This is a genomic window from uncultured Paraglaciecola sp. (genome assembly GCF_913058035.1).
In the GTDB taxonomy this organism is placed as follows: Bacteria; Pseudomonadota; Gammaproteobacteria; order Enterobacterales; family Alteromonadaceae; genus Paraglaciecola.
Map to the genome: position 1 here is coordinate 1 of NZ_CAJXPA010000111.1, position 16,045 is coordinate 16,045.

The 16,045-nt window shown below is 38.3% G+C and carries 9 protein-coding genes; 4 read left to right on the forward strand and 5 right to left on the reverse strand.

Annotation, left to right across the window (positions count from 1 at the left end; all coding sequences use genetic code 11):
* From QZ562_RS14155 to QZ562_RS14165, 3 genes are all read left to right on the forward strand, one after another.
* A partial coding sequence (locus QZ562_RS14155) for a response regulator (RefSeq protein ID WP_293761369.1) occupies positions 1-1,315 on the forward strand: 1,315 nt, incomplete at its 5' end.
* Positions 1,316-1,731: 416 nt separating this feature from the next.
* Entirely contained in the window at positions 1,732-4,185 is a 2,454-nt protein-coding gene (locus tag QZ562_RS14160; protein WP_293761372.1) for a S8 family serine peptidase, read from the forward strand.
* Positions 4,186-4,915: 730 nt separating this feature from the next.
* The gene (locus QZ562_RS14165; RefSeq protein WP_293761375.1) at positions 4,916-5,836 is read left to right on the forward strand and encodes a cation transporter; all 921 of its coding nucleotides are present in this window, start codon (positions 4,916-4,918) and stop codon (positions 5,834-5,836) included.
* A gap of 407 nt (positions 5,837-6,243) precedes the next feature.
* Here QZ562_RS14165 and QZ562_RS14170 read toward each other — a convergent pair whose 3' ends face one another.
* The 3 genes from QZ562_RS14170 to QZ562_RS14180 all read right to left on the reverse strand — a co-directional run bounded on the left by QZ562_RS14170 (position 6,244) and on the right by QZ562_RS14180 (position 13,576).
* Complete coding sequence (locus QZ562_RS14170) at positions 6,244-8,094, reverse strand: DUF885 domain-containing protein (RefSeq protein ID WP_293761377.1); 1,851 nt, start codon at positions 8,092-8,094, stop codon at positions 6,244-6,246.
* Between the two features lie 1,281 nt (positions 8,095-9,375).
* On the reverse strand, positions 9,376-11,745 hold the full coding sequence (locus QZ562_RS14175; protein ID WP_293761379.1) for a serine hydrolase: 2,370 nt from the start codon (positions 11,743-11,745) through the stop codon (positions 9,376-9,378).
* Between the two features lie 502 nt (positions 11,746-12,247).
* Positions 12,248-13,576 carry an NCS2 family permease gene (locus QZ562_RS14180; protein ID WP_293761382.1) on the reverse strand — a complete coding sequence of 443 codons (1,329 nt, stop codon included), beginning with the start codon at positions 13,574-13,576 and terminating at the stop codon, positions 12,248-12,250.
* Positions 13,577-13,909: 333 nt separating this feature from the next.
* On the opposite strand from QZ562_RS14180, the gene QZ562_RS14185 reads away from it, so the two are divergent.
* Positions 13,910-14,917 (forward strand): adenosine deaminase, encoded by a 1,008-nt coding sequence (locus QZ562_RS14185; protein WP_293761385.1) that lies wholly within the window; start codon positions 13,910-13,912, stop codon positions 14,915-14,917.
* Between the two features lie 97 nt (positions 14,918-15,014).
* Here QZ562_RS14185 and QZ562_RS14190 read toward each other — a convergent pair whose 3' ends face one another.
* Complete coding sequence (locus tag QZ562_RS14190; RefSeq protein ID WP_293761388.1) at positions 15,015-15,281, reverse strand: hypothetical protein; 267 nt, start codon at positions 15,279-15,281, stop codon at positions 15,015-15,017.
* 114 nt (positions 15,282-15,395) lie between these two features.
* A partial coding sequence (locus QZ562_RS14195; RefSeq protein ID WP_293761390.1) for a cupin domain-containing protein occupies positions 15,396-16,045 on the reverse strand: 650 nt, incomplete at its 5' end.

Below are 16,045 nucleotides of genomic sequence, written 5' to 3' on the forward strand. Positions count from 1 at the left end.
TGTTAAAACATCCTCTTTAAAAGACCGTTCTAAAATTAATATTTCACCCGCATATATTAGCGATGTCAAACAACTCAAAGTGAGTCTTATTGGCGAATTAGCCCGAGAAGTAGAAGATGACCGAATTGCTATAACAGCGAGTGATAGAGTTGTTTTAATTATTGAAAATGACCTTAAATTTGCCAAAATATTGCTCAATAAAGCTCGCAAAAGTGGTTTCAAAGGTATTGTTGCGACTACGGGAGACTCAGGTTTATTGTGTGCTCAAGAATATTGTCCAGATGCTATTCTTCTAGATATCAAGCTACCAATCATGAATGGTTGGATAGTCCTTGATCGTATTAAACATGATGCGAAAATCCGTCATATTCCGGTACATATTTTATCAGTTGATGACGTGAGTCAACGTAGTCTCGAACAGGGTGCAATTTCTTTTCTGCAAAAACCAATAGACGATGACAGTCTGAAAGGTATTTTTGTTCAAATTGACGTATTTCAAAAACAAAAGGTCAAGCAACTTTTAGTTGTAGCAGATAATGAGAAACATCGGTTGGCTATTGTTAATCTTGTTGATAATGGTGTTGTTAATGTAACAGCGGTGGCAACAGCAAAAGAAGCGATAAAGGAACTTAAATCATCACTATTCCAATGTATGGTACTCGCCCTTATTTTACCAGATGAAAATGGGCTTTCATTAATTGAATCTATTAATAAAGACCCAGCTTTAATAAACTTACCTATTATCATTTATAAAGGTAAAGATTTAACTGAAGAGGAAGAATATAGGCTTAATTCTGTTGCTGAAACTATTATGGTGAAAAATGTAAAGTCGCCAGAACGCTTGATTGACGAAACAGCCCTTTTTTTACATATAGTTGAGTCAAATTTACCTGAGTCTAAACGACAGATGTTGCAGCAGGTACATGAGAATGATCCACAATTATGGGGTAGAACTATATTGATTGTGGATGACGATGTGCGCAATATATTCACACTTACCTCTGTTTTTGAAGCCCACGATTGTGTGACTTTGTATGCAGAAAGTGGAAGAGAAGCCATAGAAAAACTCAAAAATCATCCAGAAATAGAAATTATTTTGATGGATATTATGATGCCGGTAATGAACGGTTATCAAACCATGCAAGCTATTCGTAAAATGGAAAAATATCAGTCATTGCCTATTATTGCAGTAACAGCAAAAGCAATGATGGAAGATCGTCAAAAATGTTTGGATGCTGGCGCCTCGGATTATATCGTTAAACCAGTAGATACAGAGCTGTTATTGTCTTTAGTTCGTGTCTGGCTATATAAATAAAAAGCATATCAATGATGTCACCAAGCTTAAGTCTTATTAACATGGTCGAAGCCATGGACACTGGTTTTCAGCTACTTAGTTGCAACAACCTATAGGTATAAAGGAGTAAGGTTCCTTGTTATCTTTAGCCGTTAAGATATTCAGCGTTATTTAAGCGCATCGCTTCAGTTTAATGGCTACTTTAAGCTAGTTTGTTGGACAGCTAAGCACTGGAACCATTCCTTGGCCTTTATTTCTAACTAATCACCATCAAATAATTCTGAGACGTCCCCCTCAATATTGTCAGATTGACCATTGAAAACATCTTAAGTGGGTGTAAACCCCTATTTTAAAGTTAGCCTGCTATGACTACGGTACTTAGGTCTTAGTTTTTTGTTGTGGTAATTCAACTAAAGCCACACCAACAGGAATACATCATGAAATTAATAAAAAAACATAGCTTGAAATTGGGTCTAAGTCTTTTGGCGTTGAGCTGCTCGTCTATACTGGGGGCCAAAACTCTCGACCCCAATTTGTTTAATACCATGCAAACTGCTTCACCAAATACTTTGCATGAGGTCATCATTAGTTTTAATGGCAAAAACGCTATTAGTAACGCACAGTTAGATGCGCTCTCGGGAGTTGGAATAAGCACTGCAGTCAGTATGCAAAGTTTACCTATCGTAGGTGCATTAGCCACAATTGAACAAATCAACGCAATTTATAGCCGCAGCGACGTCGTGTCGATATGGCACAATGCGCCACTTAGTTATGAAAACTATGATGCTACGGCTTTAACAGGTGTGCAGCAATTACGTAAAGATAAATCCATGCGCTCGCAAGGAACGCCATACACCGGTCGTAATATAGGGGTGGTAATCAATGATTCAGGTGTTGACGGTAACCATGGAGACCTAAAATTTCCACAACACCTAGTGCAAAATGTTGCAGCACAAACCAACTTGAATAGTTTGGATAATACCGCACCTATCACCTATATTGAAAACGTAGTCAATACTGATTTAGGTGGAGGACACGGTACACACGTGGCTGGCACAGTTGGCGGCAATGGCGCTATGAGCAGAGGCCGTCATGCAGGTGTAGCGCCTGGTGCGGATCTCATCGGTTATGGCTCTGGTGCGGGGTTGCTAATACTCGATGCAATTGGTGGATTTGATTATGCAAAAACAAATCAAGCCACTTACAACATCCGGGTAATTTCAAACTCATTTGGAAGCACGGGGGATATTGGTAACGATTTTAATCCTGATGATCCTACTAATATTGCAACTAAATTGTTAAGTGATAATGGCGTAATTGTGGTGTTTTCAGCTGGTAATTCTGGTCGAAATGGCGAACACACCATGACCGGTAATTATAAAAAAGCGCCTTGGGTCGTCGCTGTTGGTGCAGGTACCAAAGACGGTACCTTGGCTGACTTCAGTTCTCGTGGGCTGCGTGACCATGGTGGAGAATTCACCATCGATGGTGAAACATTCAATTGGGTCGACCGTCCTACAGTGGTCGCACCTGGCGTTTCCATAATTTCAGCTAAAGCGAGTTCGTCGAGTCTACAGGCACTAAGTGCGCCTGACGACATTGCTCTTGCTCCTTCAGAACTGCCTTACTACACACATCTTCAAGGTACTTCGATGGCTGCACCACATATTGCGGGTGTTGTCGCATTAATTTTAGAAGCTAATCCGTCACTCAACTGGCGTGGCGTTAAGAAAATACTCGAAGATACATCAACTAACATGCCAGGCCGTGAAGCGTGGGAAGTGGGTGCTGGCTATGTAAATGCCCATGCAGCAGTTAAAGCAGCTGCAGACATGGCTGAATATGGTGAGTTAGTGAAAGTAAATCGCGAGTTTAACGCTAGCGCTAATGTAGTGGTACATAGCGAGGTTACGCAACAATTAAGCTATTCACCAATAGCAGATAACAGCGTTAAATTTGTGGTCGACGATAATGTAACCGTTGTTGTTGCTCAAGCTAGGGTGGATCAAAGTATCGGTACACAGGGCGAAACTGTTGCCAACACTATCTCCGTAGTGCTCACTGATCCAGATGGCAATAGCTATCGCTCGAGTGCAGGTACACCTGTATTGACCAATTTTGTCGGTATTACAGCACCTGGTATACCTGGTACTTGGACGGTGGAAGTAGCAGGTTTGTTTGGCGTTGCAGCAGCGCCAGACACTGTGGACGTTAATGTGAAGCAGTACGCGGTTGAAAGTTATACTAATCTAAGTGATATTCAAGGCCACCCTGGTCAAAAATGGGTTGAATACGCAGTTGCTCTTGAACTGATGGATGGTAAGTTCGGTGGCTTTATGCCTGACGAAGACATCACACGCATTGAATTAGCTGACGCCTTAACATTAGCCGGTAGTTTACGCCAATCTACTCTAGGTGATAGCCAACAGTTTGATGACGTATCTGATTTCTCAGGTGCCGCAAATGCTGTTACACAACTTGGTGGCAGTCTAAAAGACCGTTTCTTTACTCAAAAACCGTTATTGCCAGTCAATGATGAGGGTGAATTTGGCGCAGATGCCACAGTCAATCGAGGTGCCTTGGCTTACAGCCTAGTCCAGTCTTTGGGTTTACAAGCTGAAGCTATAGCATTTGATGATGATAGCAAGGTACAAGCATGGGTGTTTGATGAGCAAGTCGACGTTTCCGATTCTGACTCTATTCCTGCCGAATTTCGTGGTTATGTACAACTAGCTCTAGACCTTGGCTTAATGCGCGTCAACATCGCGTTGCAGCAAGGACCTCTTGATCTCAAGCCGACGATTATTGCAACATTCGAAGCAGATAGTACCTTGACTCGTGCAAATTTAGCCATGAGCCTTGTGCAGTTACATACGCAAATGGAAAAGTAATTCTTTTACAACTTATCAAAGGCGCCGTAGGCGCCTTTTTTTGTAGAGCCAAAACAGCCACTTAATTTTTTAATATGCCTATTTTAACATCACATGTGGATGTCATAAATTGCTGGGTTGCATAAATATGCAGACCTTGATCAAATGACTAGTGATGTTCAATGATTAGATGATTAGATGATTAGATGGTTAGATGGTTAAAGGGTGGAGTGAACTCGTCGACTGAAATTGTTATTAAGCCAGTGCATATAGAGCTCTATGTCGTAAAAGTGATTGAAGAAATATTAGATATTTTGAAAGTGGTGACATAAGTTAAATGTTTCTTAAATTTAAAGCTGCTCACTTTAAAGGATATACGAGAATTGATTGAGTACTGAACTTGATACCATTTCACTTTCTATTAATTTATTATGCAGATAGCAAACGCAACGACATGTTCAGTTTCAGCATATAACCCTGGCTCAAGATGAACAGCCCTCCAACTTCATAAGCTAAAGCTTACTGAGGTCATGGAATTAGCATACTTGAATCACGATTTTAGAAGCCAGTAATGTCATCAATCAAATCGTATGCATCTTGTAAACTAATACCAATTCAGGTCTTAATTTCTACCCAAACATGGACTTTTGTCAACCGCTTAAATTGCTAATGATTTGTTTTCTGAAATCACTATCTTATTTCACAAAGTGGAGTAAAATTTTCAAATTAGCAGCCTCTCAGTCTATTATAAATGGTCATTGGTTTTCACGAGCAAAAAGAAAAACGCCTATTAACACTGTCTTTATATGTAGCAGGATTGTTTGTTTTTGTGGCCTTGGGGTTTGCCATTAGTACTCATTCTGGTGCCATTTTATTTGACGGTATTTATTCACTTATCGCTTTTTTTATGGCTTTGCTAACGTTGAAAGTGGCTAATCTTGTTCAACTGCCCGATGATGACCGGTTCCACTTTGGTTATACTGCCATCGAACCTGCTCTTAATCTATTTAAGTCATTAATTATCATTGCCACTTGTTTGTACGCCGTCGTTGGGTCTATCAATAGTTTAATGATAGGTGGCAATTCTGCTGAGTATGGATTGGCAATGATTTATGGAGCAATAGCAACAATAAGCTGTTTTGCTGTATCCGGTTATATGAAACATCAAAGCGGAAGTTTACGATCAGATTTAGTTGGCGTGGATGCGCATACTTGGTTTGTGGACGGTGTGTTAAGTGCATCAATTTTACTCGGTTTTGGTTTAGCGTTTTTTATTGAAAAAACCAGTTTTGCACTCTACGCACCTTTGATTGACCCCATACTACTTATATTTTTAGGTACTGCAATCTTACCTATACCGTGCAAAATAATGCTCGACAGCCTAAAAGAAGTCATTAATAAAGCACCACCTGAAGCGGTCACCGCAGTGATTGAGAAAAAGCTCAAACAAACACTTCTAGCTGTAACTTATGAGCATGTTGAAGTGCGTATTAGCAAACGTGGAAGGGACTTGTATATATTGGTGCATATCATAGTTGATGAATTATTTTCAGTAGCCACTATTAGTGAACTCGATGATATTCGCATAAGTTGTGAAGCAGCAATGCGTGAATGGAACCCATCGATTATTATGGATATTTTGTTCATTAAAGACCCAAGTCTTGCAGGATAGGTTGAACTGAGTTTTGTTACAGACTTTTAATACACTAGTTTTGGTCAGTCCTTTGATCTACTTTTTGATGCACTTTGACTATATTTCGGATGAACATTAGGATATGACATCCCTAAGCTAAGAGTTTGTTGTTATTGCAACCCTTAACGTTAGTAAACCAACATCCAGCGATAACGCTAATATTGATGATTATCACAAACTGACTGCTTGAGTGTCACATACCATCACTCTGAATGTTCGTATTCTTTATTTTAACACAGCCCGTATTGTCACTTTATCTTCAACTCAGCATGCTTGAAAGCCTGCTGAATCTAGAATTCAACACAGGCTATTAAATTAGACATTAACAGCAGGCTTAATCGAAACACTTAAAAAAGAGCAGTTGATATGTTATTTGGGCTATTAAATTACTCTTTATTTTTTTCAGCTACCCAATTTTTGACAATGTCTTCGAGCACTGACAATGGCACCGCGCCATTTTCTAGTACTTTGTCATGAAAGTAGCGAATATCAAACGCATCACCAAGTTCCGCTTCAGCGAAGGACCTTAGCTCACGGATTTTCAGTTCACCAATCTTATAAGCAAGGGCTTGTCCGGGCCATGTAATATAGCGGTCAACTTCGGTGGTGATGTTATTTAAAGACAGGGCTGAATTTTCTGTCATAAAATCAATTGAACGTTGCCTAGACCAGCCTTTAGCATGCATACCAGTATCGACCACTAATCGGCAGGCTCGCCACATCTCGTAAGATAATCGCCCCATATTGGAGTAAGGTGTTTGATAAAATCCTACTTCCAGTCCTAAGCGCTCAGAATAGAGTCCCCAGCCCTCGATAAAAGCAGTAAAGCCACCAAACTTGCGGAAATCTGGCAAGTCGAGTTCTTGCGATAAGGCAATTTGAAAATGATGCCCAGGTACTGCCTCATGAAGAGACAGGGCTTCAAGTTCATAACTAGGCCGTGTATCGAGCTTGGTGGTATTTACAAAATAAAATCCTGCCCGTGAGCCATCGCCTGCCGGTCTTTGGTAATAAGCAGTGGTAGTTTTTTCAGCTATGTCCAGTGGGATCTCTTTTAATCCCCATGGCATACGCGGGAATTTAGTAAATAATTGTGGCAAGGCGCCGTCTATCTTTTTTCCGATAACAGCGGCTGCATCAAGTCGTTCTTGTCCTGTTTTAAAATAAAATTGTTCATCAGTGCGCAAAAACGCTAACCATTGTGCAAATGTCCCCTCAAAACCTGCTTGCTGTTTGACGTCTTCCATTTCTGCTTTGATACGTGCTACTTCTGAAAGGCCTGTCTTGTGCACCTGTTCGGGTGTCATATCAGTAGTAGTAAACATACGCGTACGATAAGCATAATAATCTGTGCCCCCAGGAAGTGAAGATGAGCCCACTTGAGTTCGACACTGCAGTGCATATTCACTGTTGTAAAATGTTTGAAAGGTTTTAAAAGCAGGAATTATCTGTGCTTCAATTGTTGCCAAAGCAGTCGCTTTTAATTTATTAAAATCATCTTGCCCCATTGCCGCAGGTTTGTTAGTAAAAGGTCGCATAAAGATGCTGTCGGAGGGGTCTACGATATGTGCTGAAATAGAACTCTCGTATCCCACCATAGGCGTGCAAGGTTGCACCCACCCAGCCTCTAATCCACTTCTGAGGGTATTGGTCGCTTTCTCAAGGTTTGCCGGCATAACACCAAGTCGTGTTACATAACTCTGATAATCTGCTTTTGAAAAAAATGGCAATTGAGATGGTAATCTAGTCAGCGACATATGTGGTCCGCTTCTATTAGTTATAAGCATGTATTTATCACCAAAATTAGCGGCCTCGATCTGATAGCTAAGATTTAATACCATAAGCGCATGATTCAATTGGTTGGCCTTCGACAATGCTACTAAATCGAACGCTTGAAACTGTGTTAAAAGTGTTGTTTGACGAGCAATGCTAGCTTCATAAGCGTCAAGTGAAGGATCGTTTAACTTATCATCATAATCGCGTATGCCAAGACTGGTTGCAAAACTTGGATGTTGTGATGTGTACCAGTTCCAGTGTTCATCCATAAGTTGTTCAAATTGCTGATCAGCACTCAAAGTCGTAACTTTTACAGACGGCAAATCCGAAGACAGCACATTTGTAGATGTCGTTGCCTCTAATTGTGAGTTTGATGAAATGTTATGTGTGGATGAATCACTGCAAGCACTCAGCCAAATAGTTGAGGCAATAATTATGACGCTAGTTAAAACAGGTTTCATTAATGGTTCCTATGAAAGTCTAGTTAAGTATAAAGCTCATCAGCAATGTAGTGATTTGTTGAGGCAGACTAGCAACAACAAAGCGAAAAAATGTTCTATCTTGCTTATGGTTTTTATGGGTTATACACAATCTGTGGCGTAAAAAGTAATGCTTAGCTTTCATAAGCATTAATATAAAAGCCCATTGTAATGTAATCACCTAAATCGTTTTTTTACTCTTTATTTTATAATTTTTAAAGTCTGACTGCCGCTAATGCTAAACCGCTTTTCATTCTAATTCAAACGGGTAACTGCGCGATATAATGGAATGCTTATTTTGACACTATTTTGGCACCATTTTGGCACCATTTTGACACTATTAAGAAAACGGTGTAAATGTCTCTTATGCTTGAAAATCTATTTCACGACAGAGCAGTTACGACGAATTGCAGATTTAATAAAACCGCTGTTCTGGTAGCCCGTGTGTCTTCATACATATTGATTTCTTGGTTGTTAATTTAATAGTAGATGGAATAACGATAACCCTTTAGTTCAAAAAAGCGTTAAATTTAAAATAAACAATCTTAGATGCACCGCTATTTACTCAGTATTATTTTTGTCAGGATGTATTTCCACAAACTCTATTCCAGTTGAATGGGACTACAAAAGAGTGAAGTTAATACCTAAAGGATTTAAGATTATTGTAAGAAATGTTACAGATATAGCGTCTGAAATTACTAAATATCAAAATGAATTCCTAGTTGAAAATGGTAAGAAATGATGGAAACTTATATTCATTCAAGATACACATTTTATTTTTAAAAGACCTATTATTCAATAAATCCCTTCACAATTGACTCTAGACAGGCAAGTCATGTAAATTTGATTGCCTGTCTTAAGTCGTCACAGTAACAATAAAAAAATCGACGCTAAGCTATATAAATGTACCTTAGTAGGCGAAAGCTTTGTTAAATAAGAGTGAGGCAAAGTCATGTTTTTGAGTAAGAAACAAGGTATCGGTTCAGTTAATTTTATCGCAATAGAATGTTTTCATAACATCAAGGACGTCACAATCGTCAGCGAGAAAAGTAATAATGTAGAGCAATTAGCTAACTAATTTAATTATTAGTTTTTACCTATTGTTGTTCACACTTAAAAAGGTACAACCCCTCAAAATATCGAGGTCTGATTTAAAGCAGGGTAAAGTTGCCTCTTATTACAGCACCAACATTTATATTTACATTATGAGTATTGATTTCAAAGATATCGGTCCTTAAACATGTCGTTAATGTGTTTCATTGTTTATCCATCTATCAATTTTGCTTCCATCACCATACCTGCTTGATGTAATTCTAATGAATCCATTATCTTTTCATCTCGTGAACTGGGATTAAAGACTAATTTTATATTAAGTTCTTTTGCTCTGAATTCTAATGGCGCTATAGCAAGCATTTCAATCTTAGATTGACCTGTTGCTTGTGCAAAGAGTCGAATTTCGTCGTTGGTGGTTTCTTGAGTAATTGTCAACGTCATGTTTTCGTTAAGTTTGTAACTACCTATTAATCGAGCTAATTCATTTTCATCAAGAGTAATAAATATCGCTGGTTCAATTTTACTGGCCTTAAATGTTCCACCATTTTGTGTGTGTATTACACCGACGACTTCGCCAGAATCATTGCGCTCAAATTTTAATTCAGCGGCAACTACTTTCAAATAAAAACGGTTTCTTGAATTTCTAAACAGTTCTAATTTGGCCTGACCTGGCAATTGCGTATACAGGCGACCATCGCTAATGGTGATGTTGTTTATAGCAGGATTATAATCAAATTCGCCAATGTAATCCTTTAAAGGCATGTCTTTAGTTGTATCTTTTGTATCAACCAGCTGGGTTAACGGCTCTGGTTCTATTAAAATACTCGCTAAATAATTAAATGGATTTTTATCAAAATTAAAATTATTCGGTATGAAGTTAGATAGACTTACCACAGTCAAATTTTCAGATGGCACTCTGCCTAGATAAGAGCTGAATCCGTGCAATCCACCGCTGTGACTGACTACTTTTTTTCCAAATAATTCACTTAACCCTATACCCAGACCATAGCTACTATTTCCAAATACATTTACGTATTCTTCATCGTTAAGTTTAGCTTTTGTAGTGATATCTTCGAAAGAACTGGTGCTTAGTACCTTGCCATTAAATAAGGCTTCATTCCAAGTAAAGAGATCTTCAACAGTTGAATAAATATTGCCTGCCCCACCAGCATGAGACATATCCCAATCTATGACTCGGTTAGTTTCATTTTTTTCATAGCCATAACCCAATGCTTCATTGGTATAAGCAATACCGTTGATGTAAACCCCAGTATTTTTCATATCTAAAGGAGTAAATAGTTGTTCTTGCCAAAACTGACTGAGTGTTTTTCCAGACACCTGCTCAACAATATCACCCAAAATGAAATAGCCTGAATTGCTATAGCTCCATTGACTGCCAGGTTCAAAATCATAATCAAAAGATTTAATCTTATTGATTAAATCTTTTGCAGTAATCGGATCGCTTACTACCTCTATAAAATCAGGGGCATTAGTATAGTTGTAGATGCCTGACGTGTGGTTCAACAGCTGTCGAAGAGTTACCTGATCACCTTTTGGAAAGTTTGGAAAATATTTTGTTAACTTATCACCAATTGAAAGCTTACCTTGTTCCTGTAACTTAAGAATAGCGACGGCTGTGAACTGCTTGGTTATTGACCCAATACGAAATTGAGTATTCGTTGAAAGTAAAATATTATTTTCCATATCGGCCATGCCTCTAGCGCCTTTATAGATTATTTTGCCATCTTTTGCGGCCAAGAAAACCATACCTGGAGAGGCTTGGTCTATACCATTATCAAAGAATGAGGTAATAAGTGTTTCGACGTTTGGCATTAGAATGTTGGTGTCAGCACCACGCTCAATCAATTGCTGTGATCGAATATTCAATCTGTTTAGTTTTGCATGATGAAGTGCTGTTAATCCTGTTGTATCTGTAGCATTAATATCAATTCCTAGATTGAGTAGTCTATCCAGTTGAGCGACACTCATCTTGTCAACCTTGTCTGCAAATAAAGAGTTTGCTTGATCTTTACTGATGATATGAACTGAAAAGCCCCAGTCTAAAATACCATTAACTATTTTGATAACTAGGCTGTTTTCTCCTTTTAATAATTTTACTGCAATTAGATCCTGATCTATGCCCGCGGCTCTGGTAGCAAAATTTTCATGAATTAACTCACCGTTCAGCCAAATTTTTATTCCATCATCACTACCCACTCCAAAATAAGCTGTTTTCGATTTTTCAGCATGAATTTGAGTAGTGGCATAAGTGTAAACATATTCCTGTTTTGCAACATGCTCAGACAAATCTATAATTGGCGACTTAGACGATATCTCATTCCAAGCTAACGCATCATCACCTATGTTCACCTGACCATTTTCGACAGACTGCAAAAGTGAAGTGACATTTACTGCTTCGTTATTAAATGCCTCCCGCATCGCGTCTGGTTTATCATCAAAATAGACCGCATCAAGTAATGTCCAATTTAAAATGAAATCATCATGTTTAGAGTTAGAACTGCTTGAACGGTTACATCCGACGATCATCAAAATTAACATCAACAACAATAGTTTTTTCATAACACACATCCTTATATTAAGGATCTACATCATAATTGATTTCTATTAATGAAAAACGACATTTATTTAACAGCAGTGATGAACATTTTCCATTATTAGATTAGAGCCATCATTAACAATCCTGCTGAAGCTTGGTGAACATCGTAGACAGAAAAATAACGCTACCTCAGTTACTTAATAATAAGTAGCGTAACATCGAATAACAAAAAGGAGGCGAAACCACCCTTATCTCAGTGTTACTTCAGTAAAGGGTTTGCTTTTGCGCTAGGTAATTGAAGTGGTCTGTGATGAGAGTGTTTTAGCCTTTTATTGTATCTATACTGCTGATTACTCGATCAAAAATTAGTAATAACAGGAAAAGTGATAGTATAAAACCGACTTAATTGAACAAAAAATCAAGCCGGTATTTTTGGTTAAAATAGTTTTTAAACCACTCATTTGAAATTAATATTTAAAGTTTTGTGTGGTTCTTATTGGATGTCCATCGGCTGCAAAACTTTCATCATTTCAAATCTAACGCATATCTCAACACAAACACTGCTGCCATGATATAGGTGATTAAAGTCACTTGTTTATATCTGCCTGTACCTAACATTATGCCTACGTAAGTAATAAAGCCTAGAGCTATACCTTCACTAATACTGAAGGTCAGTGGCATGGCGAGTAGGGCAACCGTTGCAGTAGCTAAGGATGTTAGATCGTCAAAATCAAGTTGTCTAAAGGAGTCCATCATCAATATACCTACCATGATCAATGCAGGCGTAGTTGCCATTAATGGGATGACTTTCATAAGGGGAGTGAGAAACAAAGCCAACATAAAACATAGGGCAACAAATACAGATGTGAGCCCTGTTCTGCCTCCTGCTGAGACCCCAGCTGCTGATTCGACGTAAGACGTAACGGGAGATGTACCGATAGCTGCACCCATTACACTAGCGACTGCGTCGGCTGTCATTGCCTTACCCATTTTAGGTAACTTACCTTGCTCATCTAACAAGTTTGCGCGGCGAGATACACCAATCAAGGTGCCGATAGTATCAAACATATTGACAAATAATAGTGCAAAAATAAGGTCCCATGTTTCAGCAAAGTATTCTATGGGGTACATAATATCCATAGCAAAAAATGTACTGCTTATGTCATCAGGAAGTCCGATAAATTGACTAGTATGTTGGGTTAAGTATCCATCACCAACCGGTATAAAAGCACCTATTAGACTTAATACGACTACTGAAATGAGAATAGCACCGGTGACTTTTCTTATGACTAATACGATGGTTAAGATGATGCCTGCCAACGCCAATAAAGTGGCAGGTTCAGATAGGTCGCCAATAGAAACGAAGGTGGCAGGGTTATCAACAACCAGGCCAGCATTCTTTAAACCTATGAAGGCAATAAATAACCCAATGCCGCACTGTACTCCAATTTTAAGAGCTGCCGGTATGGCCTCGGCTATTTTGGTTCTAACGCCTGTGACAGACAACAGTAAAAATAAAATCCCATTCCAAAACACGATACCTAAAGCGGCATCCCAAGGTATTTCTCTGGTTAAACAAATAGTAAAAGCGAAAAAAGCATTCAAACCCATGCCCGGTGCCATAGCGATAGGGTAGTTAGTCATAAAGGCCATTAATAATGTACCCAAACATGCAGCTATAGCTGTGACGGTTATCAGCCCTTCGATTGGCATACCACCTGCACCCAAAATGCTGGGGTTAACTACTAACACATAAGACATAGCTGCAAAGGTGGTTAAACCTGCAATAAATTCAGTTTTGAGATTGGTACCTTTTTCTTTGAGTTTAAAGAAGTGTTCAAGAAAGTTAGACATATTTATCGCTCTAGTTTTGATGTGGCATTATTTATATAAATAATTTATTAGTGTAAATATTATTAAGTTAATTAGTGTCTTGTAGATAAGGTTGCAAAAAGCTGACCACCTAGTCTGGCTTCGGTCTAATCTATGCTGGTACCATATCAATCATGTCATCTAACGTTATAAAACGATAATATAATTGTCTTCTAATGGTTTGTTTTGCCAAAATACACAACCTAAATCACGTTAATACTATCGGTATTGCACCAATAATTAATTAAGTTGCTTATTTGGTGCAATTAATAACATTGAACTAAGACATACATGACAAATTAAGCAGGGGGAAAAATGACTAAAACTGAATTAAAGCTATGGGTAGCATCATTGCCAAAAGTAGAATTACACCTGCACATCGAAGGCTCATTAGAGCCTGACTTAATGATGGCCTTAGCAGAAAAACATCAGCTTGAATTGCCATATGCAAACATTGAAGAAATAAAAAATGCCTATAACTTTGAAGATCTTCAAAGCTTTTTGGATCTCTATTATTTTGGTGCGTCAGTACTTAAGGATGAAGATGATTTCTATCAGTTAATGTGGAACTATTTACTCAAGTGCAAAGAAGACAATGTTGTTCATGTGGAAATCATGTTTGACCCACAGACCCATACAGAACGTGGTATTGAATTTGGTGTATTTATGCAGGGTTTTAAGCGGGCAATTCAACAAGCACAACAAGAATGGGGACAATCTTGTTTATTAATCATGTCTTTCTTGAGACATTTAACTGAAAAAAGTGCTATTGAAACCTTACAATCTGCTGCGCCATATTTACACGACATAACTGCCGTTGGATTAGACAGTGGTGAATTAGGTAACCCTCCTGAAAAATTTACTCAAGTATTCAAAATGGCAAAAGAATTAGGCTTAAAGCGAGTGGCTCATGCAGGAGAAGAAGGCCCTGCAGATTATATATGGGGTGCGCTCAAAGAATTAGATGTGCATCGTATCGATCACGGTGTGCGCAGTATTGAAGATCCCGAACTAATTGAATTCTTAATCGAATCACAACATCCTCTAACAGTTTGCCCGTTGTCTAATACTAAACTAAAAGTATTTAATCATATGAATGAACATAACGTGCTGCAATTACTTGATTTAGGTTTAATGGCAACAATTAATGCTGATGATCCTAGCTATTTTGGTGGCTATTTAAATGCCAACTTTTTTGCAATTATTGACCATTTGCCGGTAGAGAAGCATCATTTAAAAAAGTTAGTAGAAAATAGTTTTAACGCCAGCTTTATGTCCGTAGAGCATAAAATCATGTGGTTAGAAAAAATGGGTAGATACTAGCAACCCGTTTTTAATGTTAATTTTTAATATCAATTCTCAATGATTGTTACCGTAGTTTTTGTTGCGTACTTGGTAAAGTTATTCAGAGTAAATTAATTTAGGATTTATGTGATGATGCCAAAGCAATAACTAGCTGGAGCGCTTCTTCCTTGTTAAATCCACTTTGAATGAGTGCTTCATAATGTTTACGCAACAATTCTGCTTTAGCTTTCACTAATTTAGGCTCACTTTGTGCCACAGTCTGATTGAATAATTGTTCAGACAACTGATCGTTCATAAAGTTAAGCTGTTTTCTTTCTTGTGCTTGAATACTGCCTGCGAAAAAGACTAGCATGGTGATAATTACTATACAGATGTTTTTCATATGTTTACTCACTGTTGGTATGTTGAGGTTTTTAATTAGACTGGGTTATTCAGAGCGTTTGTTGCACTCTAAATAACTCGTTTACGAGTATTAATCCTTGATAAAGTTCACTTGCTATTCACGGCTCAGTTCTTTGATAAGGTCTTTATGCTGTGGAAATTGCATCAATAACGTTGCTGTTTTACCCAGTTGCATATCTGCATAGTCAAAGCCTGGTGCTACTGCTTCACCAATCAGACCGAATCCAAATTTAGCATTAGTTGAAATTTTAGACGCCTTCCAGGTACCGCCTTTCACCATCATTTGCATCTGATGCCCTTTGATTGGATCAGGACCTAATATAGTTTTTTGTAAACTTCCATCGGGTTCAAGCATATAGTAAGTAATTGGATCGCCTTTATGAAAATAATGCATGATGTCTGATTGATTCATATGAAAATGACCAATCGGTGAGTCAGCACTTAATAAGTAATAAATGCTTGTCATGGTTACTCTATCACCGTTTTCGGTGTCGATATTTGGCCTATGGTCAGCCTTGAAGGTTTGGCGAAAATAGCCACCTTCGACATGAGATTCAAGATTTAGTGATTTGGCCAATTGTTTTGCTGTAGGTATATTATTTTCATTAGAGATACTTGATAATTCACTAATTGAAACTGAATTTGTGCTACCTATCGTCAGCTGTTGTTGGGCTACATCGGTGACATCGCCTTGCACGTCATATGGCATAGTCGTTTTGTATTGCGACCAATTAGCCACAATAT

Bases quoted from the DNA above. Each gene is read 5' to 3' on its own strand.
- QZ562_RS14160 (WP_293761372.1), top strand. From the start codon at position 1,732: ATGAAATTAATAAAAAAACATAGCTTGAAATTGGGTCTAAGTCTTTTG.
- QZ562_RS14165 (WP_293761375.1), top strand. From the start codon at position 4,916: ATGGTCATTGGTTTTCACGAGCAAAAAGAAAAACGCCTATTAACACTG.
- QZ562_RS14170 (WP_293761377.1), bottom strand. From the start codon at position 8,094: ATGAAACCTGTTTTAACTAGCGTCATAATTATTGCCTCAACTATTTGG.
- QZ562_RS14175 (WP_293761379.1), bottom strand. From the start codon at position 11,745: ATGAAAAAACTATTGTTGTTGATGTTAATTTTGATGATCGTCGGATGT.
- QZ562_RS14180 (WP_293761382.1), bottom strand. From the start codon at position 13,576: ATGTCTAACTTTCTTGAACACTTCTTTAAACTCAAAGAAAAAGGTACC.
- QZ562_RS14185 (WP_293761385.1), top strand. From the start codon at position 13,910: ATGACTAAAACTGAATTAAAGCTATGGGTAGCATCATTGCCAAAAGTA.
- QZ562_RS14190 (WP_293761388.1), bottom strand. From the start codon at position 15,281: ATGAAAAACATCTGTATAGTAATTATCACCATGCTAGTCTTTTTCGCA.